This window comes from Citrobacter sp. Cb041 (genome assembly GCF_030336655.1).
GTDB lineage: Bacteria > Pseudomonadota > Gammaproteobacteria > Enterobacterales > Enterobacteriaceae > Citrobacter > Citrobacter braakii.
This window is the reverse complement of the sequence record NZ_JAOWDD010000043.1, coordinates 226121-248563: the sequence shown is the minus strand read 5'-3', so window position 1 is coordinate 248563 and position 22443 is coordinate 226121. Positions and strand designations below refer to the sequence as shown.

17 protein-coding genes are annotated in these 22443 nt (G+C 54.3%); 11 read left to right on the top strand and 6 right to left on the bottom strand.

The annotated features are described in order from the left end of the window. Position 1 precedes the first annotated feature (1 nt). The 3 genes from OGV52_RS22015 to OGV52_RS22005 are packed head-to-tail and all read left to right on the top strand — an operon-like array spanning position 2 to position 3186. On the top strand, positions 2–652 hold the full coding sequence (locus tag OGV52_RS22015) for a 3-oxoacid CoA-transferase subunit B (protein WP_016153793.1): 651 nt from the start codon (positions 2–4) through the stop codon (positions 650–652). Then, positions 649–1971, top strand: coding sequence for a TIGR00366 family protein (locus tag OGV52_RS22010; protein ID WP_016153794.1), 1323 nt, complete (start codon positions 649–651; stop codon positions 1969–1971). Before OGV52_RS22015 ends, OGV52_RS22010 begins: the two co-directional genes overlap by 4 nt. A gap of 30 nt (positions 1972–2001) precedes the next feature. Continuing rightward, positions 2002–3186: an acetyl-CoA C-acetyltransferase gene (locus tag OGV52_RS22005; RefSeq protein ID WP_137351860.1), complete on the top strand. Its 1185-nt coding sequence runs from the start codon at positions 2002–2004 to the stop codon at positions 3184–3186. 43 nt (positions 3187–3229) lie between these two features. On the opposite strand, the gene gyrA is transcribed toward OGV52_RS22005, so the two are convergent. Continuing rightward, on the bottom strand, positions 3230–5866 hold the full coding sequence (gyrA, locus tag OGV52_RS22000) for a DNA topoisomerase (ATP-hydrolyzing) subunit A (protein WP_016153796.1): 2637 nt from the start codon (positions 5864–5866) through the stop codon (positions 3230–3232). A gap of 158 nt (positions 5867–6024) precedes the next feature. Between gyrA and ubiG the strand changes: the two genes are divergently transcribed. The 4 genes from ubiG (at position 6025) to yfaE (ending at position 10979) form a co-directional block, all read left to right on the top strand. Beyond that, the gene (gene ubiG, locus OGV52_RS21995) at positions 6025–6753 is read left to right on the top strand and encodes a bifunctional 2-polyprenyl-6-hydroxyphenol methylase/3-demethylubiquinol 3-O-methyltransferase UbiG (protein ID WP_016157023.1); all 729 of its coding nucleotides are present in this window, start codon (positions 6025–6027) and stop codon (positions 6751–6753) included. Between the two features lie 443 nt (positions 6754–7196). Then, positions 7197–9482 carry a class 1a ribonucleoside-diphosphate reductase subunit alpha gene (nrdA, locus tag OGV52_RS21990; protein WP_016153798.1) on the top strand — a complete coding sequence of 762 codons (2286 nt, stop codon included), beginning with the start codon at positions 7197–7199 and terminating at the stop codon, positions 9480–9482. 112 nt (positions 9483–9594) lie between these two features. Then, entirely contained in the window at positions 9595–10725 is a 1131-nt protein-coding gene (gene nrdB / locus OGV52_RS21985) for a class Ia ribonucleoside-diphosphate reductase subunit beta (protein ID WP_016153799.1), read from the top strand. After that, a complete protein-coding gene (yfaE, locus tag OGV52_RS21980) occupies positions 10725–10979 on the top strand; it encodes a ferredoxin-like diferric-tyrosyl radical cofactor maintenance protein YfaE (protein WP_016153800.1) in 255 nt (84 codons plus the stop codon). The genes nrdB and yfaE overlap by 1 nt, the downstream gene beginning before the upstream one ends. Before the next feature lie 172 nt (positions 10980–11151). On the opposite strand, the gene glpQ is transcribed toward yfaE, so the two are convergent. Together glpQ and glpT are read right to left on the bottom strand one after the other, a co-directional pair. Beyond that, positions 11152–12219 (bottom strand): glycerophosphodiester phosphodiesterase, encoded by a 1068-nt coding sequence (glpQ, locus tag OGV52_RS21975; RefSeq protein WP_049281472.1) that lies wholly within the window; start codon positions 12217–12219, stop codon positions 11152–11154. 3 nt (positions 12220–12222) lie between these two features. Then, the gene (gene glpT / locus OGV52_RS21970; protein ID WP_016153802.1) at positions 12223–13581 is read right to left on the bottom strand and encodes a glycerol-3-phosphate transporter; all 1359 of its coding nucleotides are present in this window, start codon (positions 13579–13581) and stop codon (positions 12223–12225) included. Positions 13582–13851: 270 nt separating this feature from the next. Here glpT and glpA point away from each other — a divergent pair, with 270 nt between their 5' ends. The 4 genes from glpA (at position 13852) to OGV52_RS21950 (ending at position 19013) form a co-directional block, all read left to right on the top strand. Further along, positions 13852–15480, top strand: coding sequence for an anaerobic glycerol-3-phosphate dehydrogenase subunit A (gene glpA / locus OGV52_RS21965; RefSeq protein WP_016157025.1), 1629 nt, complete (start codon positions 13852–13854; stop codon positions 15478–15480). Further along, positions 15470–16729, top strand: coding sequence for a glycerol-3-phosphate dehydrogenase subunit GlpB (gene glpB, locus OGV52_RS21960; RefSeq protein WP_287109150.1), 1260 nt, complete (start codon positions 15470–15472; stop codon positions 16727–16729). Before glpA ends, glpB begins: the two co-directional genes overlap by 11 nt. After that, the gene (gene glpC / locus OGV52_RS21955) at positions 16726–17916 is read left to right on the top strand and encodes an anaerobic glycerol-3-phosphate dehydrogenase subunit GlpC (RefSeq protein WP_016153805.1); all 1191 of its coding nucleotides are present in this window, start codon (positions 16726–16728) and stop codon (positions 17914–17916) included. Before glpB ends, glpC begins: the two co-directional genes overlap by 4 nt. A gap of 182 nt (positions 17917–18098) precedes the next feature. Beyond that, entirely contained in the window at positions 18099–19013 is a 915-nt protein-coding gene (locus tag OGV52_RS21950) for an Rpn family recombination-promoting nuclease/putative transposase (RefSeq protein WP_287109149.1), read from the top strand. Positions 19014–19056: 43 nt separating this feature from the next. Here OGV52_RS21950 and yfaU read toward each other — a convergent pair whose 3' ends face one another. Genes yfaU through rhmD form a run of 3 tightly spaced genes read right to left on the bottom strand, consistent with a single transcriptional unit; the run spans position 19057 to position 22437 of the window. Further along, positions 19057–19860 carry a 2-keto-3-deoxy-L-rhamnonate aldolase gene (gene yfaU, locus OGV52_RS21945; RefSeq protein WP_016153807.1) on the bottom strand — a complete coding sequence of 268 codons (804 nt, stop codon included), beginning with the start codon at positions 19858–19860 and terminating at the stop codon, positions 19057–19059. Positions 19861–19885: 25 nt separating this feature from the next. Continuing rightward, on the bottom strand, positions 19886–21175 hold the full coding sequence (locus OGV52_RS21940) for an MFS transporter (protein ID WP_047359210.1): 1290 nt from the start codon (positions 21173–21175) through the stop codon (positions 19886–19888). 56 nt (positions 21176–21231) lie between these two features. Then, positions 21232–22437, bottom strand: a complete 1206-nt coding sequence (gene rhmD / locus OGV52_RS21935) for an L-rhamnonate dehydratase (protein ID WP_016153809.1) — start codon at positions 22435–22437, stop codon at positions 21232–21234. Positions 22438–22443 lie beyond the last annotated feature (6 nt).

The window sequence follows — 22443 nt, the reverse complement described above, 5'->3', positions numbered from 1 at the left end:
CATGGATGCTAAACAACGTATTGCGCGCCGGGTGGCGCAAGAACTTCGCGATGGCGATATCGTCAACTTAGGTATCGGCCTGCCAACGATGGTAGCCAACTACTTACCTGCTGATATTCACATTACGCTGCAATCTGAGAACGGTTTTCTGGGGCTGGGCCCAGTCACCACCGCCCATCCTGACCTGGTGAACGCGGGCGGCCAACCGTGCGGTATTTTGCCGGGCGCGGCGATGTTTGATAGCGCCATGTCGTTCGCGTTGATTCGCGGCGGTCATGTTGATGCCTGTGTGCTTGGCGGGTTGCAGGTCGATGAGCAGGCAAACCTCGCCAACTGGGTGGTTCCCGGCAAGATGGTGCCCGGCATGGGTGGCGCAATGGATCTGGTGACCGGTGCGCGTAAAGTCATTATCGCCATGGAGCATTGCGCAAAAGACGGCTCCGCAAAAATCCTGCGTCAATGCACCATGCCGCTCACCGCACAGCATGCTGTGCATATGCTGGTCACCGAGCTGGCTGTATTCCGCTTTATAGATGGCAAGATGTGGCTGACTGAAATCATCGAAGGATGCGACATCGCCACGCTATGTGAAAAAACCGAAGCACAGTTTGAAATTGCCGACGATCTGCGCATCCTGCGAGGTGACGCATGATTGGCCGCATCGCTCGCTTTATGACACGGGTAGTCAGCCGCTGGCTGCCCGACCCACTGATTTTCGCCATGTTATTAACGTTGCTGACCTTTGGCATCGCGCTGTGGTTAACGCCGCAGACCCCCATCAGCATGGTGAAATTCTGGGGTGACGGTTTCTGGAACCTGCTGGCGTTTGGTATGCAAATGGCGCTGATCATCGTAACCGGCCATGCGTTAGCCAGTTCCGGGCCGGTGAAAAGCCTGCTGCGTACGGCGGCATCCGCCGCCAAAACCCCCGCTCAGGGCGTCATGCTGGTGACTTTTTTTGGTTCAGTTGCCTGCGTTATTAACTGGGGATTTGGTCTGGTGGTCGGGGCGATGTTCGCCCGCGAAGTTGCTCGTCGGGTACCGGGTTCCGATTATCCGTTACTGATTGCCTGCGCCTACATCGGGTTCCTGACCTGGGGCGGCGGCTTCTCCGGCTCAATGCCTTTGCTGGCGGCAACGCCTGGCAACCCGGTCGAGCACGTAGCGGGCCTCATTCCTGTCGCGGATACCCTGTTCACCGGCTTCAATATTTTCATCACGCTCGGCCTGATTGTGGTGATGCCGTTTATCACCCGGATGATGACGCCAAAACCTTCAGATGTGGTGAGCATCGATCCGAAACTGTTACTGGAAGAAGCTGATTTTCAGAAGAAACTGCCGCCAGATGCGCCGCCATCTGAAAAACTGGAAGAGAGCCGCATTCTGGCGCTGATCATCGGTGCATTAGGGATTGCCTATCTGGGTATCTACTTTGCCGAGAAAGGTTTCAACATCACCATCAATACCGTCAACCTGATGTTTATGATTGCCGGTTTGCTGCTGCACAAAACGCCGATGGCCTATATGCGTGCCGTTAGTGCTGCCGCACGGAGTACCGCCGGGATTCTGGTGCAATTCCCCTTCTATGCCGGCATTCAGTTGATGATGGAGCACTCCGGCCTCGGTGGGCTCATTACTGAATTTTTCATCAACGTTGCCAACAAAGATACCTTCCCACTGATGACTTTCTTCAGTTCAGCGCTGATTAACTTTGCCGTGCCATCCGGCGGTGGCCATTGGGTTATTCAGGGACCGTTCGTCATGCCTGCCGCTCAGGCGCTGGGTGCCGATCTTGGCAAATCAGTCATGGCCATCGCCTACGGTGAGCAGTGGATGAACATGGCACAACCGTTCTGGGCGCTACCCGCGCTGGCCATCGCCGGTCTCGGAGTACGCGACATTATGGGCTACTGCATCACCGCCCTGCTCTTCTCCGGCGTCATTTTTGTTATTGGATTGACCTTGTTCTGACGGCAACAACTTAATTAAAGGAACTGAAAAATGAAAAACTGTGTCATCGTCAGCGCGGCACGTACCGCAATCGGCAGTTTTAACGGCGCACTGGCAACTACGGGTGCCGTCGAGCTTGGATCAATCGTCATTAGAGCCGCTCTTGAACGCGCGCACCTTGACCCACAGCGCGTGGACGAGGTGATTATGGGCAACGTGCTGCAGTCAGGACTCGGGCAAAACCCAGCGCGTCAGGCATTATTAAAAAGCGGCCTGTCCGACACCGTTTGCGGCTTTACCGTCAACAAAGTGTGCGGCTCTGGCCTGAAAAGCGTGGCGCTTGCCGCCCTCGCTATCAAGGCCGGACAAGCCCAGGCGATCGTCGCGGGTGGGATGGAAAACATGAGCCTGGCCCCCTACCTGTTAGACGCAAAAGCCCGCTGGGGCTATCGCCTCGGTGACGGGCAATTGTCCGACGTGATTCTGCGCGATGGCCTGATCTGCGCCGAGCATGGTTACCACATGGGGATCACTGCAGAAAATGTTGCCAAAGAGTATGGCATCAGCCGCGAAATGCAGGATGAACTGGCTCTGCAGTCGCAGCGTAAAGCCGTTGCCGCAATCGAGTCTGGCGCATTTGAGGCTGAAATCGTGCCCGTCAGCGTGTCATCACGGAAAAAAACCATCATCGTTGAGCGTGACGAATTCCCCAAAGCTGACTCGACGGCAGCAGGCCTCGCCGCATTGCGTCCAGCCTTCGATAAAGCAGGAACCGTCACCGCAGGTAACGCCTCGGGGATCAACGACGGTGCAGCGGCATTAGTGATAATGGAAGAGTCCGCAGCACTGGAGGCTGGGCTGAAGCCACTGGCGCGGATCAAAGCCTGGGCCAGTGGCGGCGTAGCACCGGCGATGATGGGGATGGGGCCGGTTCCCGCCACGCTGAAGGCACTGCAACTGAGCGGCTTACAGCTTTCTGATATCGATCTGATCGAAGCCAACGAAGCATTTGCTGCTCAGTTTCTTGCCGTCGGTAAAACGCTGGGATTTGATCCGCAAAAGGTTAACGTCAACGGTGGGGCAATTGCTCTGGGACACCCTATCGGCGCCAGCGGCGCGCGAATACTGGTGACGCTGCTGCATGCGCTACAGGCACGGGATCAAACGCTTGGACTGGCCACGCTGTGCATCGGCGGCGGTCAGGGCATTGCGATGATAGTGGAGCGAATGAATTAAAAAAAAGGGCCGGATATTTCCGGCCCTTTTTATCACGTCTTAATTACTCTTCAGCGTCGTCCGCTGCATCGTCATCGCTTTCCGCTTCAGGCGCGATATCCTCGTCCCCTTCAGCAGCGCTACCGTCGATGGAGTCGAGCTCTTCATCATCAACCGGTTCAGCAACGCGTTGCAGACCCACAACGTTTTCATCTTCCGCAGTACGGATGAGGATAACGCCCTGGGTGTTACGTCCTACCACGCTGATTTCCGACACGCGAGTACGCACCAGCGTACCTGCATCGGTGATCATCATGATCTGGTCGGTATCTTCAACCTGCACTGCGCCGACAACGGAACCGTTGCGCTCGGTGACTTTGATGGAGATAACGCCCTGGGTCGCACGAGACTTGGTCGGATACTCTTCCGCCGCCGTACGCTTACCGTAGCCGTTCTGGGTAACGGTGAGGATAGCACCTTCACCGCGCGGAACGATAAGCGATACCACGCTGTCGCTTTCCGCCAGTTTGATACCGCGTACGCCGGTCGCGGTACGTCCCATCGGACGAACAGCCCCCTCTTTGAAGCGCACCACTTTACCGGCAGCAGAGAACAGCATAACTTCGTCACTACCAGACGTCAGGTCAACGCCAATCAGCTCATCGCCTTCGTTCAGGTTAACCGCAATGATACCGGCTGAACGCGGACGGCTGAACTCGGTCAGCGCTGTTTTCTTCACGGTACCGCTGGCGGTTGCCATGAAGACGTTGACGCCTTCTTCGTACTCACGTACTGGCAGAATTGCGGTGATACGTTCGTTAGCTTCCAGTGGCAGCAGGTTGACGATAGGACGTCCACGCGCACCACGGCTTGCTTCCGGCAACTGATAAACCTTCATCCAGTACAAACGACCGCGGCTGGAGAAGCAGAGGATCGTGTCATGGGTGTTAGCCACCAGCAGGCGGTCGATAAAGTCTTCTTCTTTAATTCGTGCTGCAGATTTGCCTTTACCGCCACGACGCTGCGCTTCGTAATCGGTTAACGGCTGATATTTCACGTAGCCCTGATGAGACAAGGTCACGACAACATCTTCCTGGCTAATCAGATCTTCGATGTTGATGTCAGCGCTGTTCGCGGTGATTTCGGTCCGACGTGCGTCGCCGAACTGTTCGCGAATCAGCTCCATCTCTTCACGGATGACTTCCATCAGACGATCGGCGCTGCCCAGAATGTGCAGCAGTTCAGCGATCTGCTCCAGCAGCTCTTTGTATTCGTCGAGCAGTTTTTCGTGCTCAAGGCCGGTCAGTTTCTGCAAACGCAGATCCAGAATGGCCTGGGCCTGCTGTTCAGTCAGGTAGTACTGACCGTCACGCACGCCAAATTCCGGTTCCAGCCATTCAGGACGCGCGGCATCATCGCCGGCACGTTCCAACATGGCAGAAACGTTACCCAGCTCCCACGAACGCGCGACCAGCGCTGCTTTCGCTTCTGCCGGGGTTGGCGCACGGCGGATCAGTTCGATGATCGGATCGATGTTCGCCAGCGCAATCGCCAGCGCTTCAAGGATGTGCGCACGGTCGCGGGCTTTACGCAGTTCAAAGATAGTACGGCGGGTTACGACTTCACGGCGGTGACGTACAAACGCAGCAATAATATCTTTCAGGTTCATGATTTTCGGCTGTCCATGGTGCAACGCAACCATGTTGATACCGAAAGAAACCTGCAGTTGGGTCTGGGAGTAGAGGTTATTCAGAACCACTTCCCCGACTGCGTCGCGTTTCACTTCAATCACGATGCGCATACCGTCTTTGTCAGACTCGTCACGCAGCGCGCTGATACCTTCAACGCGTTTGTCTTTTACCAGCTCGGCGATTTTCTCGATCAGGCGCGCTTTGTTCACCTGATACGGAATTTCATGGACGATGATGGTTTCACGGCCAGTTTTGGCATCCGCTTCGACTTCCGCGCGCGCGCGGATGTACACTTTGCCACGGCCGGTACGGTAGGCTTCTTCAATACCACGACGACCGTTGATGATCGCGGCGGTCGGGAAGTCCGGACCCGGAATATGTTCCATCAGCCCTTCAATGCTGATGTCTTCATCGTCAATGTATGCCAGGCAGCCGTTGATCACTTCCGTCAGGTTGTGCGGCGGAATGTTGGTCGCCATACCTACCGCGATACCGGACGAGCCGTTCACCAGCAGGTTAGGAATTTTGGTTGGCATGACGTCAGGAATTTGTTCGGTGCCGTCGTAGTTATCGACGAAATCCACCGTTTCTTTTTCCAGGTCAGCCATCAGCTCATGGGCGATTTTCGACATACGGATTTCCGTATAACGCATCGCCGCTGCGGAGTCGCCATCGACAGAACCAAAGTTACCCTGACCATCTACCAGCATGTAACGCAAGGAGAATGGCTGCGCCATACGAACAATGGTGTCGTAAACGGCGGTATCACCATGAGGGTGGTATTTACCGATTACGTCACCAACGACACGGGCAGATTTTTTATAGGCTTTATTCCAGTCGTTGCCCAATACGTTCATGGCGTAAAGTACGCGACGGTGAACCGGCTTCAGGCCATCTCGGACGTCCGGCAGCGCACGGCCAACAATGACCGACATCGCATAATCCAGATAGGAGCTCTTCAGCTCTTCCTCAATGTTGACCGGTGTAATTTCTCTCGCAAGGTCGCTCATCTAACCGCTATCCCTCTACTGTATCCCGGATTCAAAGGTCGCAAATTATAACACATCCGTGCAGATTCAGGTAAATGGATTCCCCCTGACAGAGGCTTTATTCATCCCGTCAGGCTGATATACTCATTTGCATCGCAAATTTAGGAGTAGAAGCCCCAATGAATGCCGAAAAACCTCCGGTAACTCACAACGTTGATCAGGAAGAAATTGCCAAGTTTGAAGCAGTCGCGTCACGCTGGTGGGATCTTGAGGGTGAATTTAAGCCACTGCACCGTATTAACCCACTGCGCCTGGGCTATATCACGGAGCGCTCAGGCGGCCTGTTTGGTAAAAAGGTACTCGACGTCGGCTGCGGCGGCGGCATTCTGGCGGAAAGCATGGCGCGCGAGGGCGCAACCGTCACCGGGCTGGACATGGGCTTTGAACCGTTACAGGTAGCAAAACTGCATGCGCTGGAGAGTGGCATCCAGGTGGAATACGTTCAAGAAACGGTTGAAGAACATGCGGAAAAACATGCGCATCAGTATGACGTTGTGACCTGCATGGAAATGCTGGAGCACGTACCGGACCCGCAGTCGGTGGTCAGGGCCTGCGCCAGACTGGTCAAACCGGGCGGCGAAGTGTTTTTCTCCACGCTTAATCGCAACGGCAAATCCTGGCTAATGGCGGTGGTCGGCGCGGAATATATTTTGCGTATGGTGCCAAAAGGCACGCATGATGTGAAAAAATTCATTAAGCCGGCTGAACTGTTAGAGTGGGTTGACCAGACCGTGCTGAAAGAGCGTCATATGACCGGCCTGCACTACAACCCGATCACCAACAGTTTTAAACTCGGCCCCGGCGTTGATGTGAACTATATGCTACACACTACCGCGCAAGCAGATTAACCTCCTCCACCCGGCCGGATAAGGCGTGCAACGCCGCAATCCGGCACAGTGCCTGATAGTGCGCAGCTTTCGGGCCTGCGCATCGCCTACCAATCCTGAGTAGGATCGTCAGGGCAATTTTTGCGCCAGGTCATAAGAACTTACCTTGCCTTAGATGAAGAAATCAGCACTCGATCAAATTTTCTATTTTTTTTCTCAATTATTGACATCCTCGCCAGGCCTTATAAGACGCGCACTTAGCGATTATTACCCTTTTGCAACCTCAATTTAACCTCAAAATCAACTCTTGTACTGAAAAGAATCCCTACTAGAATACTCACCATATAGCGTCTACTTTATCAAACAACCCCTACATATAGTATTTATCCACAGACTTAGTCACAACATGACTTTGTGGATAATATGGGGGATATTTTTTCTTTCACGGACAGGTAAAAAACCACATGAATCAGAGTCTGCTGGTGACAAAGCGTGATGGTAGTACAGAGCGCATCAATCTCGACAAAATCCACCGAGTTCTGGATTGGGCGGCAGAAGGACTGAATAACGTATCGATTTCTCAGGTCGAGTTGCGCTCCCACATTCAGTTTTATGACGGTATCAAGACATCCGATATCCATGAAACAATCATCAAAGCTGCCGCCGACCTGATCTCCCGCGAGGCACCGGATTATCAGTACCTGGCTGCTCGCCTGGCGATTTTCCATCTGCGCAAAAAAGCCTACGGCGAGTTTGAACCGCCGAAACTGTTCGACCATGTCGTGAAAATGGTTGAAATGGGCAAATACGACAATCATCTGCTGGAAGACTACACGGAAGAAGAGTTCAAGCAGATGGACTCGTTCATCGTACACGACCGTGATATGACCTTCTCCTACGCTGCGGTGAAGCAGTTAGAAGGTAAATACCTGGTACAAAACCGTGTTACCGGTGAGATTTATGAAAGCGCGCAGTTCCTCTACATTCTGGTAGCGGCCTGCCTGTTCTCTAACTATCCGCGTGAAACGCGTCTGCAATACGTAAAACGTTTCTACGACGCCGTTTCTACGTTTAAAATTTCGCTGCCGACGCCGATTATGTCCGGCGTGCGCACCCCTACCCGTCAGTTCAGCTCCTGCGTACTGATCGAGTGCGGCGACAGCCTGGACTCCATCAACGCCACCTCCAGCGCGATTGTGAAATACGTTTCCCAGCGCGCCGGCATCGGTATCAACGCCGGTCGCATCCGTGCGCTGGGTAGCCCGATCCGCGGCGGAGAAGCGTTCCACACCGGTTGTATTCCGTTCTACAAGCACTTCCAGACCGCGGTAAAATCCTGCTCCCAGGGCGGCGTACGCGGCGGTGCTGCAACGCTGTTCTACCCAATGTGGCACCTGGAAGTTGAAAGCCTGCTGGTCCTGAAAAACAACCGTGGCGTCGAAGGCAACCGCGTGCGTCACATGGACTACGGCGTACAGATCAACAAACTGATGTACACCCGTCTGCTGAAGGGCGGCGACATCACGCTGTTCAGCCCGTCCGACGTCCCGGGCCTGTATGATGCGTTCTTCGCTGACCAGGACGAATTCGAACGTCTGTACACCAAATATGAAAACGACGACAGTATCCGCAAGCAACGCGTGAAAGCCGTTGAACTGTTCTCTCTGATGATGCAGGAACGTGCCTCTACCGGGCGTATCTATATTCAGAACGTTGACCACTGCAACACCCATAGCCCGTTTGATCCAATTGTCGCTCCGGTGCGCCAGTCTAACCTGTGCCTGGAAATCGCCCTGCCGACCAAACCGCTGACCGACGTTAACGACGAAAACGGCGAAATTGCGCTGTGTACGCTGTCCGCATTTAACCTCGGTGCTATCAACAGCCTGGACGAGTTGGAAGAGCTGGCCGAATTGGCGGTGCGCGCGCTGGATGCGCTGCTCGATTATCAGGATTATCCAATTCCTGCCGCCAAACGCGGCGCGATGGGTCGCCGTACGCTGGGTATTGGCGTGATCAACTACGCCTACTGGCTGGCGAAAAACGGTAAGCGTTATTCTGACGGCAGCGCGAACAACCTGACTCACAAAACCTTTGAAGCCATTCAGTATTACCTGATGAAAGCTTCTAACGAGCTGGCGAAAGAGCAAGGCGCGTGCCCGTGGTTTAACGAAACGACCTACTCCAAAGGTATTCTGCCGATCGATACCTATAAAAAAGATCTCGATGCTATTGTCAACGAGCCGCTGCATCTGGACTGGGAACAACTGCGCGAATCCATCAAAACGCACGGTCTGCGTAACTCCACGCTGTCAGCCCTGATGCCATCGGAGACCTCTTCGCAGATCTCTAACGCCACCAACGGTATTGAACCACCGCGCGGCTATGTGAGTATCAAAGCGTCGAAAGACGGTATTCTGCGCCAGGTCGTGCCGGACTACGAACACCTGCACGACGCGTACGAACTGCTGTGGGAAATGCCGAACAACGATGGATATTTGCAGCTGGTAGGTATCATGCAGAAATTTATCGATCAGTCGATTTCCGCCAACACCAACTATGATCCGTCGCGCTTCCCATCCGGAAAAGTACCGATGCAGCAGTTGCTGAAAGACCTGCTCACCGCCTACAAATTTGGTGTCAAAACGCTGTATTATCAAAACACCCGTGACGGTGCGGAAGATTCTCAGGACGATCTGGTGCCGTCCATTCAGGACGACGGCTGCGAAAGCGGCGCATGTAAGATCTGATGAACGATGCCGGGTGGCACCAGGCTCACCCGGCCTACAGTAGCTTGGTTTGTAGGCCGGAAAGGGTGCTTGTAACGCCATCCGGCACTCATCCCACAAAGGATTCACATCAATGGCATACACCACTTTTTCACAGACGAAAAATAACCAACTTCTGGAACCGATGTTCTTCGGCCAGCCGGTGAACGTCGCCCGCTACGATCAGCAAAAATATGACATCTTCGAAAAACTGATCGAAAAGCAGCTCTCTTTCTTCTGGCGTCCGGAAGAAGTTGATGTTTCTCGCGATCGCATCGACTTCCAGGCGCTGCCGGAACATGAAAAGCATATCTTCATCAGCAACCTGAAGTATCAAACTCTGCTGGACTCCATTCAGGGACGTAGCCCGAACGTGGCGCTGCTGCCGTTAATCTCGATCCCTGAGCTGGAAACCTGGGTGGAAACATGGGCGTTTTCAGAAACGATCCACTCCCGTTCCTACACCCACATCATTCGTAACATCGTGAACGATCCGGCGGTGGTGTTTGATGACATCGTCACCAACGAGCAGATCCAGAAACGCGCGGAAGGCATTTCCAGCTATTACGACGAATTGATTGAGATGACCAGCTACTGGCATTTGCTGGGCGAAGGCACGCATACTGTTAACGGTAAAACGGTTGTCGTAAGCCTGCGTGAACTGAAGAAGAAGCTGTATCTGTGCCTGATGAGCGTGAACGCGCTGGAAGCGATCCGCTTCTACGTCAGCTTCGCCTGCTCCTTCGCCTTCGCCGAACGTGAACTGATGGAAGGCAACGCGAAAATTATTCGCCTGATCGCCCGCGATGAAGCCCTGCATTTGACCGGGACCCAGCATATGCTGAATCTACTGCGCAGCGGTGTGGACGATCCGGAAATGGCGGAAATCGCCGAAGAGTGTAAACAAGAATGTTACGACCTGTTCGTACAGGCCGCGCTGCAGGAAAAAGAGTGGGCGGATTATCTGTTCCGTGACGGCTCAATGATTGGCCTGAACAAAGATATTCTGTGCCAGTACGTTGAGTACATCACCAACATCCGTATGCAGGCTGTCGGACTCGACTTGCCGTTCCAGACCCGCTCTAACCCAATCCCGTGGATCAACACCTGGCTGGTGTCTGATAACGTGCAGGTTGCGCCGCAGGAAGTGGAAGTCAGCTCTTACCTGGTCGGCCAGATCGATTCGGAAGTCGATACCGACGACCTGAGTAACTTCCAGCTCTGATGGGCCGCGTTACTCTGCGCATCTCTGGCACACAACTGCTGTGCCAGGATGAACACCCTTCCCTGCTTGCCGCGCTCGAATCGCACAATGTTGAAGTTGAATACCAGTGCCGCGCAGGTTATTGCGGCTCCTGCCGTACCCGTCTGGTAGCGGGACAGGTCGACTGGATTGCCGAACCTCTGGCCTTCATTCAGCCAGGTGAAATTTTGCCCTGCTGCTGTCGGGCCAAAGGCGATATTGAAATAGAGCTGTAACGCGTGGCGGGATAAAAATTACGACTAAAAAAGAGCCGCCGATGGACGGCAGCTCTTTATTTCTCCTGGAGGCAGGTATGGCCACGTTGACGGCAGACGGCCTTATCTAGCCGTTAATAACGTTTGATCCAACCAGGCCTGTGACCGGAGGTGCATCACAGACCTTGTGCCATTACTCTTTATTCAGGAATGTCACTGCTTTGTCGGGGAAGTCGGTGAACAGCCCGTCAACGCCCGCCTTGTTATACAGAATGTCATACAGCTGGTTTACGTCAGTGGTGTAATCCGGCAGCTGATCGGCACGAACGGTATAAGGATGCACCACCATCTTATTCTGATGCGCGTCCTGTACCATACCCGTTAACGAGATATTGCCTTTCTTCGACTTCTCATCAATCAGCATGTGATAGTCCGGCCCAATGCCGTCCGCATACTGCGCAACCTGCTTCATGGCACCCGGTTTAAACATCCAGTCGTAGTTGTAATTAACCCAACTACCGTCCGGCTTTTTCTCCTGAGTTTCATTCCAGTCAGTGTACGCAATCAACTGTACCAGATTGAGATCCATCCCCATCTTCGGTTCCAGTTCATTCTTAATGCGCTTTAACTCTGCGACATCAAAACACTGTAGATAAACCTTGTCATTCTTGTCGGTGTACCCGTACTTTTTCAGCACTTCCAGCGTTTTAGCCGCAATGTCCTTCCCTTCCTGATGATGGAACCACGGCGCTTTCATTTCCGGGTAAATGCCAATGTTTTTACCGGTTGAATGATTTAATCCCTGAACGAACTCAATCTCTTCTTCGAAAGTGTGCACACGGAAATCAGATTTACCCATCGGGAAACGCCCCGCCCAGGTCTGGACCTTTTTGCCATTTTCGATATCAAAGCCTTCGGTAAATTTCAGCGATTTAATCTCATCCAGCGTAAAGTCGATAGCGTAGTAGCGCCCATCTTTACGCGCACGATCCGGGAAACGCTCGGCAACATCGGTGACGCGGTCAAGGTAGTGGTCATGCAGGACAACCAGATGGTCGTCCTTGGTCATCACCAAATCCTGTTCCAGGTAATCAGCCCCCTGAGCATAAGCCATCGCTTTTGCTGGCAGCGTATGCTCCGGTAGATAACCGCTGGCGCCACGGTGCGCAATCACGATTTTTTCTGCGGCAACCGCCGCGCTGCTCACCACAATACCTGTCAGCATTAGCGCCACGCTGAGACTTTTCAATGTGGTTTTCATCTATTAGCCCCCGTTACGCTTCAGTGCGATCTCTTCGTGATGGCGTTTTTCGCCAATCATGACGACCACCAGCAGAATAACTGCCAGCACGCTACCGCCAATCATCACCATAAAGCCGCCGTCCCAACCGAAGAAGTCAACGGTATAGCCAACAATAGCGCTCGCCGCTACGGAACCGCCGAGATAACCGAACAGACCGGTAAAGCCAGCCGCCGTACCCGCCGCTTTTTTCGGTGCCAGTTCCAGCGCATGCAGACCAATCAACATTACCGGACCGTAGATCAGGAAGCCGATGATGATCATACAAGCCATATCCACGTTCGGGTTGCCTGCCGGGTTCATCCAGTAGACGATAGTCGCGATAGTCACCAGCGTCATAAAGAACACGCCGGTCGCACCACGGTTGCCACGGAAGACTTTATCCGACATCCAGCCGCACAGCAGCGTGCCCGGAATACCCGCATACTCATACAGGAAGTAGGCCCAGGATGATTTATCCAGCGCGAAATGTTTCACTTCTTTCAGATAGGTCGGGGACCAGTCCAGGATGCCGTAGCGCAGCAGATAAACAAACACGTTGGCGATAGCGATGTACCACAACAGTTTGTTCGGCAGTACGTATTGCATGAAGATCTGCTTCGCAGTCAGCTCTTCTTCCGCTTTCTCGTTGTAATCGTCCGGGTAGTCGTTCTTGTACTCTTCGATAGGCGGCAGGCCACAAGACTGCGGCGTATCACGCATCAGAGCAAAAGCAAACAGCGCGACGACGATCGCACCGAAAGCAGGCATGTACAGCGCCGCTTTCCAGTCATTGAACCAGGCCATACCCAGCAGGAACAACAGAGGAGGCAGACCACCGCCCACGTTGTGCGCACAGTTCCAGACGGAGACAATGCCCCCACGCTCTTTCTGCGACCACCAGTGCACCATGGTACGACCACACGGCGGCCACCCCATTCCCTGGAACCATCCGCAGAGGAACAGCAGCACAAACATAACCGCAATGCTCGAAGTCGCCCACGGCACAAAGCCCATGAACAACATGACAGCGGCGGCCAGAATCAGACCCGCTGGCAGGAAAACGCGCGGATTCGAGCGATCCGAAACGGACCCCATGATGAATTTCGAAAATCCGTAAGCAATGGAGATACCGGATAACGCAAAACCCAGATCGCCACGCGAGAAACCTTGCTCAACCAGGTACGGCATCGCAAGGGCAAAGTTCTTACGTACCAGATAGTACGCGGCATAGCCAAAGAAAATCCCCAGAAAGATCTGCCAACGTAATCGACGATATGTCGGGTCGATCTCCGCTGCAGGCAAACGCGCCGTGTGTGACGCTGGTTTAAAAATGCTCAACATAGTGTAGCCTCCGTGGCCGTCTTTCATTCGAAGTAAACACTGCAGTTCGTCATTACTACCCTACCGCTCCCAGTGTGGCCGCGATGTTAAGGAAAGATACATAACAAAAATGTGAAACGCTGCACATATTGTTACAGATTTATGACAAATGTTCATAAAGGCGCACGAAATCACGTTTCATTTTCGAATAATGAGCGATTATGCGCGAAATCAAACAATCCATGTTTTTTATGTGGCTAAATGATAAAAAACGAACTGTGAGGAAAAACAATGAAAATTCGCGACTCGCAAACAAGTGACGTGATTATCATTGGTGGAGGAGCAACAGGTGCAGGGATCGCACGCGATTGTGCGCTGCGCGGGTTGCGCGTCATCTTAGTGGAACGCCACGATATCGCCACAGGGGCGACCGGACGTAACCACGGTCTGCTGCACAGCGGTGCACGCTACGCCGTCACCGACGCTGAATCTGCCCGGGAGTGCATCAGCGAAAACCAAATTCTCAAACGTATCGCCCGTCATTGCGTTGAGCCGACGGACGGTCTGTTTATTACCCTGCCGGAAGATGAACTCTCCTTCCAGGCAACCTTTATTCGCGCCTGTGAAGAGGCCGGTATTCGCGCAGAAGCAATTGACCCTAAGCAGGCGCGCATTATCGAACCTTCCGTCAACCCACAGCTGATTGGCGCGGTAAAAGTGCCGGACGGCACGGTTGATCCTTTCCGCTTAACCGCCGCCAACATGCTGGATGCGCGTGAGCATGGCGCAGTAATCTTAACGGCGCATGAAGTGACGGGACTGATTCGTGAAGGGGCAACGGTTTGCGGCGTGAACGTACGCAATCATCTGACGGGTGAGATGCAGTCTCTGCATGCACCGGTAGTCGTCAACGCCGCCGGGATCTGGGGCCAGCGCATTGCGGAATATGCCGATCTGAGCATCCGTATGTTCCCGGCCAAAGGTTCGCTGCTGATTATGGATCACCGCATTAACCAGCATGTCATCAACCGCTGTCGTAAGCCGTCTGACGCCGATATCCTGGTGCCCGGTGATACCATTTCGCTGATTGGCACCACCTCACAGCACATTGATTACGATGATATCGACAGCAACCGCGTCACCGCAGAAGAGGTCGATATACTGCTGCGTGAAGGCGAAAAACTGGCGCCGATTATGGCGAAAACGCGCATTTTACGCGCCTACTCCGGCGTGCGTCCTCTGGTAGCCAGCGACGACGATCCAAGTGGCCGTAACGTCAGCCGTGGGATTGTACTGTTCGATCATGCCCAGCGTGACGGACTGGACGGGTTTATCACCATTACCGGCGGCAAATTGATGACCTACCGCCTGATGGCAGAGTGGGCCACCGATGCCGTTTGCCGTAAGCTGGGCAATACCCAACCTTGCACAACGGCAGACACGGCGCTGCCTGGCTCACAAGAATCGACCGAGCATACGCTCAAACGCGTGATCTCGTTGCCCGCGCCACTGCGCGGCTCAGCGGTCTACCGTCACGGCGATCGCACCCCTGCGTGGCTTAGCGAAGGTCGTCAGCACCGCAGCCTGGTCTGTGAATGCGAAGCGGTCACTGCAGGTGAAGTGCAGTACGCCGTCGAGAATTTGACCGTCAACAGCCTGCTGGATTTGCGTCGCCGTACCCGTGTTGGAATGGGGACCTGCCAGGGCGAATTGTGTGCCTGCCGCGCCGCAGGTTTGCTGCAACGTTTTAATGTCACCACCGCCGCGCAATCTATCACTCAGCTTTCCGATTTCCTCAATGAACGCTGGAAAGGCGTGCAGCCTATCGCCTGGGGAGATGCGCTGCGCGAAAGCGAATTCACACGCTGGGTCTATCAGGGATTGTGTGGTCTGGAAAAGGAGCACCAGGATGAAATTTGATACCGTCATTATCGGCGGCGGCCTGGCCGGACTGCTGTGCGGCCTGCAACTGCAAAAAAGCGGTTTACGCTGCACGATTGTCACTCGCGGCCAAAGCGCCCTGCATTTCTCCTCCGGCTCACTGGATTTGCTCAGCAACTTACCCGATGGCCAACCGGTGACGGATATAGAAGCAGGCCTGAATGCGCTGCGCACTCAGGCACCCGCGCACCCGTACAGCACCATCGGAACGCACAACGTCCTGGAGCTGGCCCAGCAGGCGCAAAATCTTCTCGAAGAATGCGGAACGCATTTGCAAGGCAAGGTACATCAGTCACATCAACGCATCACCCCGCTGGGAACTCTGCGCTCAACCTGGTTAAGTTCCCCGGAAGTTCCGGTCTGGCCGCTGTCCGCGCAGCGTATCTGCGTTGTAGGTATTAGCGGTTTACTGGATTTTCAGGCACATCTCGCCGCGGCGTCGCTGCGTCAACGCAATCTCAGCGTCGAGACGGCAGAAATCGATCTGCCTGAGCTGGATGTCCTGCGTGATAACCCGACCGAGTTTCGCGCCGTCAATATTGCGCGCCTGCTGGATAACGAAGATAAATGGTCGCTGCTCTATGACGCTTTACTGCCAGCAGCAAAAACCTGCGACATGATAATTATGCCGGCCTGCTTCGGTCTGGCGGATGAACAGCTCTGGCAATGGCTTAACGAGCGTCTCCCCTGCTCGCTGACGCTGTTACCGACCCTACCGCCTTCGGTACTGGGTATGCGTTTGCATAACAAATTGCAGCGCCAGTTTGTGCGCCAGGGCGGCGTCTGGATGCCGGGTGATGAAGTGAAGAAAATCACCTGTCAGGACGGCGTGGTCAGCGAAATCTGGACCCGTAATCATGCCGATATTCCTTTGCGGCCACGTTTCGCCGTGCTCGCCAGCGGCAGCTTCTTCAGCAGCGGGCTGGTCGCCACGCGTGAGGCCATCTACGAACCTATCCTGGGGCTGGATGTACAGCAAACCGCCACCCGCGCCGAGTGGTATGAGCGTGACGTCTTCGACCCACAACCGTGGCAGCAGTTTGGCGTTACGACCGATGCCGGGCTGCGCCCGTCGCTGGCGGGACAAACGATAGAGAACATGTATGCCATCGGTTCCGTTCTCGGCGGATTCGACCCTATCGCCCAGGGTTGCGGAGGCGGCGTGTGCGCTGTTAGCGCCTTACACGCCGCACATCATATTGCGAAACGTGCAGGAGGCCAGCAATGAGCGACACACGTTTTGAAAGTTGTATCAAATGCACGGTGTGCACCACGGCCTGCCCGGTAAGTCGCGTCAATCCGAACTACCCTGGTCCTAAACAGGCCGGACCGGACGGTGAGCGTCTGCGCCTGAAAGATGGCGCGTTATATGACGATGCGCTGAAATACTGCATCAACTGTAAGCGTTGCGAAGTAGCCTGTCCGTCAGATGTGAAGATTGGCGATATCATCCAACGCGCGCGCGCCAAATACGACACAACGCGTCCGTCGCTGCGTAACTTTGTCTTAAGCCATACCGATTTGATGGGTAGCGTGTCCACACCGTTCGCCCCGATAGTGAATACCGCCACCTCACTCAAACCGGTGCGTCAGTTGCTGGATTACGCGCTAAAAATCGACCATCGCCGTACGCTGCCGAAGTACTCTTTCGGCACCTTCCGCCGCTGGTATCGCAGCGTTGCCGCACAGCAAGCGCAATATCAGGATCAGGTTGCCTTTTTCCACGGCTGTTTTGTGAATTACAACCATCCGCAGCTCGGCAAAGATCTGATCAAAGTATTGAATGCGATGGGAACCGGGGTGCAACTGCTGAGCAAAGAGAAATGCTGCGGCGTACCGCTGATTGCCAACGGCTTTACCGATAAAGCGCGTAAGCAGGCGGTGAGCAACGTGGCCTCGCTCAGAGAAGCAATTGACGGTAAAGGGATTCCGGTGATCGCCACCTCATCAACCTGCACCTTTGCGCTGCGTGATGAATATCCGGAGGTGCTGGACGTCGACAACTCAGGTCTACGCGAACACATTGAACTGGCAACCCGCTGGCTGTGGCGCAAGCTGGATGAAGGCAAAACGCTGCCGCTGAAAACGCTGCCGCTGAAAGTGGTCTACCACACGCCATGCCACATGGAGAAAATGGGCTGGACGCTCTACACGCTGGAACTGCTACGACAAATTCCAGGGCTGGAGCTAACGGTGCTGGACTCGCAATGTTGCGGGATTGCCGGGACATACGGCTTTAAAAAGGAAAACTACCCGACATCGCAGTCCATTGGCGCACCGCTGTTCCGCCAGATTGAAGACAGCGGCGCTGATATCGTCGTCACCGACTGCGAAACCTGTAAATGGCAGATTGAGATGTCGACAAGCAAACGCTGCGAACACCCCATCACCCTGCTTGCCAAAGCGTTAGGTTAATTCTGTTGCCCGGTGGCGTTGGCTACCGGGCATTTTGCGAATGCCGTTGCACATAACTGAATACGTTGCAACCGGACGTATTTATCTCTGACTCCTCCACGCAAAGAATCAATTCCACGAATGCAGCCCGCGTCATCCGTGGGTACCGTCACGCCATCTTCTTCCTCTGGTGACGGACTACCATGGCTAAATCAGCAACATCAACACCGCATGATGCGGTTTTTAAAAAGATAATTTCTTATCCTGAGATGGCTCGCGATTTTCTTGAAATTCACCTTCCAGTCGCATTACGCGAGATATGTGACCTGCAAACGCTGAAGCTGGAGCCTACCAGTTTTATCGAAAAGGATCTCCGTGCTTACTATTCCGACGTATTGTGGTCGTTAAAAACCCGCGAAGGTGAAGGCTACATCTACTGCGTTATCGAACATCAGAGTACAGCGGTACAACACATGGCATTTCGCCTGATGCGTTATGCCACTGCCGCCATGCAATATCACCTGGATGCCGGATACAGAACGCTACCTCTGGTTATCCCCATACTTTTTTATCACGGGCAACAGAGCCCGTATCCGTGGTCGCTCAACTGGCTGGACGAATTTGATTACCCACAACTGGCGCGCAAGCTTTACTCAGAAGCATTTCCGCTAGTGGACATCACTGTGGTATCTGACGACGAGATTATGCAGCATCGACGTATCGCTCTACTTGAACTGATGCAAAAACATATCCGCGATCGCGATTTGATGGGACTGGTGGACAGTCTGGTCGCGCTTTTAGTTACTCGTACCGTTAATGACAGCCAGTTGCAAACGCTGTTTAATTATCTGCTACAGCGCGGTGAGGCTTCTCATGTCAGCGAATTTATCCGTGAAATTGCCGGGCGCTCACCCCATAACAAGGAGAAATTGATGACGATCGCAGAGAAACTACGCCAGGAAGGCCATCACAATGGATTGCAGGAAGGCTGGCTAAAAGGAACACGAGAAGAAGCATTGCGTATTGCCCGCATGATGCTGGAGCGAGGCATCGATCATGAGACAGTCCTGACCATTACCGGATTTTCTGCTGACGACGTGACAGAACATCACCATTAGGAGCTATTTCAGGCCCGATGGCGCTACACCACCGGGCCCGATATTAATAACTGCTTTTCAACGTTTGCGTACTCTGGCCTGGCTTAAACATTGCCAGCCTGCGATCCAGCGCTTCGGTATAAAGCATGGTATCCACGCCTACCGCGACAAAATTTGCTCCCCATTGCAGACATTTCTGCGCCATTGCTGGGTCAACAGCGAGGAAACCGGCTGCTTTTCCGGCTGCGCGAATACGGCGAATGCTTTGCTCAATGATCCGCTGCACCTCCGGGTGTCCGGCATTATCCGGATAGCCCAACGACGCAGAAAGATCCGCCGGGCCAATAAAGACACCGTCAATACCGTCAACGTCCAGAATGGCATCCAGATTATCCAGTGCCGCTTTGCTTTCGACCTGTACCAGCAGGCAGAGTGATTCATTAGCCTGGGCCATATAATTGTCGATACGTCCCCAGCGCGCCGCCCGTGCCACGCTGGCGCCGACACCACGCTCGCCGAGCGGTGGATAACGAGTCGCGGAAACCACCTGAAGCGCCTGCTCTGCGCTGTCGACCATCGGGACAAGCAGCGTCTGCGCGCCGATATCCAGCACCTGCTTGATCAACGCTTTACTGCCTTCCACCGGGCGAACCACAGGCTGGCTGGCGTAAGGCGCAATCGCCTGCAACTGATGGTAAAGATCCTGCACCGTGTTCGGCGCGTGTTCTCCATCAATCAGCAGCCAGTCATAGCCCGACGTCGCGGCAATCTCCGCCATGTAAGAGGTGGTCGAACTGAGCCACAGGCCGACCTGGACTTCCCCTTTGCGTAATCCTTCTTTGAAGGGATTTGATAACAATGCGTTCATAACGATCCTTACAACGTAGATAAGATTAATGATGCGCAGCGCCTGCTTGTGAAACTGAACGGTTCACACTCAGCGTAAAGATGATTAGCGAGCCAATAATCGCGACGCCCGCGAGGACCAGCAGGCCCGCCGCATCGCTGGCAAACACCGTTTCGGCTTTGACGCGCAGAATGGGAGCAATAAAGCCGCCGACGGCACCAAACAGGTTGACGAAGCCGATCCCCGCCGCCAGAGCAGTCCCGGAAAGAAGTTGCGTTGGCATCGTCCAGAACACCGGCTGTACCGCAATGAAACCGACCGCCGCGACGCAGAGCGCCACAATCGCCAGTACCGGTGAAACCAGCCCGGAAAGGCCAATGCCGATTCCTGCCGCCAGCAGCGTCAGCGCGGCAACATTACGCCGGTCGCCGGTGCGATCGGAGTAGCGGGGAATAAGCCAGGTACCAAACAGCGCCGCCACCCACGGTATTGCCGCCACGACCGAAGCCGTAAAGCCCACTTTTGTCCCTAACAACGCAGCAACCTGAGTTGGCAGGAAGAAGATCAGGCCATACACCGCCACCTGGATCGTCAGATAGATAATCGCCAGTTGCCAGACACGGCCATTACGCAGCGCATCCGACAGGCGTGAAGTGACCTTTTTCTCCTCTTCACTCGCCAGTTGGCTAATAAGTAACGCCTTTTCCTCCGCGCTCAGGAAACGCGCCTGCTGCGGGGTATCATCCAGCCAGAAGAAGGTGAAAATGCCCGCACCTACCGCCAGTAAACCTTCGATAACGAACATCCAGAACCACCCTGGATGCCCCATAAAGCCGTGCATCTCCAACAGCGCACCGGAAAGCGGCGATCCCAAGGTTAACGCCAGCGGCGCCCCCATGTAGAACAGCCCCATGATGCTGGCGCGGTTACGCTGAGGGAACCACTGGGACGTCAGGTAGATCATACCGGGGAAGAAGCCCGCCTCTGCCGCCCCCAGCAGAGTACGGATAATCAGAAATTTCGATTCAGTATCCGCCCATGCCATCGCCGCAGAGAGGAATCCCCACAGCAACGTGGTGGTACCAATCCAGGTTCTGGCACCAAATTTACGCATCAACAGGTTGGCAGGAACCCCCAGAAAGGCGTAAACCACAAAGAAAATCCCCGCGCCCAACGCATAAGCTTCGTTGCTCAGACCGGTATCAATCTGATAGGTCTCTTTGGCAAAACCGATGTTCGAGCGGTCAAGAAACGCCAGTACATACAGCGCTAGCATAAAGGGAATCAAACGGGCGCGGTTTTTCTTCACCACACCATCAAGTAACGTGGTACTCATAGCAAGATCCTCAAAGAAATGAGGGCGTTGCCGTGGCATTGGCAACGCACTGGTCATTAGTGGCTATAAGGGCGCTTCAGATTGCAGTCGCGGTTAAGCTCGACGCCAAATCCTGGTTTGTCGAGCACCGACTTATGAATGCGGCCATTGACGGGTACTGGTTCGTCCAGAAGGATCGGATCAAACTGTGGACGCATCGTTGAACAATCCGGGCTGGTCATCAAAAACTCGCTGAACGGGGTATTGGTGAACGTGATCACCGCATGGTGCGAGTAAACCGAGGAACCATGCGGCACTACCAGCTGTCCGCGCGATTTAGCAATAGCGGCAATTTCCACCAGCGTGGTTAACCCACCGCACCAGCCCACATCAGGCTGCATGATATCGATGCCGGTTTCTGAGAGCGTGCGGAAGGATTGCAGCGTCCCGTGGTGTTCACCGCTGGTGACCATCATCCCCGCCGGGGCGTTACGTTTCAGCTCGCGATAGCCTTCATACTGCTGCGGCGGCAGACACTCTTCGATCCACTTCAGATTAGACGGTGCGCAGGCATGGGCAAGTTTGGTGGCATAGTTCACGTCCTGACTCATCCAGCAGTCGAGCATCAACCAGAAATCCGGACCGCATTTCTCACGCATGTCGGCTACCATTGCCGCATCTTTGCGGATCCCCGCATCCCCGTCGTGCGGCCCCCAGTGGGTCGGCATTTTGCCGCCAATAAAGCCCATTTCTTTCGCCAGATCAGGGCGCGCACCGGTCGCGTAGAATTGAATTTCGTCGCGTACCGCGCCACCCAATAGTTTGTAGACCGGTAAACCCACCACCTTGCCAAACAGATCCCACAGCGCCAGATCCACGCACGAGATAGTGTTCATCACCAGACCGCCGGAGCCGGAGTAGTACATCGTTGCGCCCAGCATCTGGTCGTGAATGAGTTTGATATCACTGACGCATTTCCCTTCAATAAAACGATTGAGATGCTTTTCCACAATAAAGCACCCCATCTCCCCTGCCGTGGAAACAGCAAAACCGGTCTGTCCGTTTTCAGCTTCCACTTCAACAATCAGTGTTCCTAATACGTTGATGCCAAAGGACTGGCGCGATTGCTCATATTCACGATATTTGCTCATTGGCGTGGCGATATGATCGTCAATCCAGTGGTTAGCCCCCTGATCGTGATAATCGCCGCCGCCAGCGCCTTTATCCGCCGTAGCACCACCGGTAAACCAGGCACGAACGTGTTTAATTTTAGGTAGGGTCATGGTGTT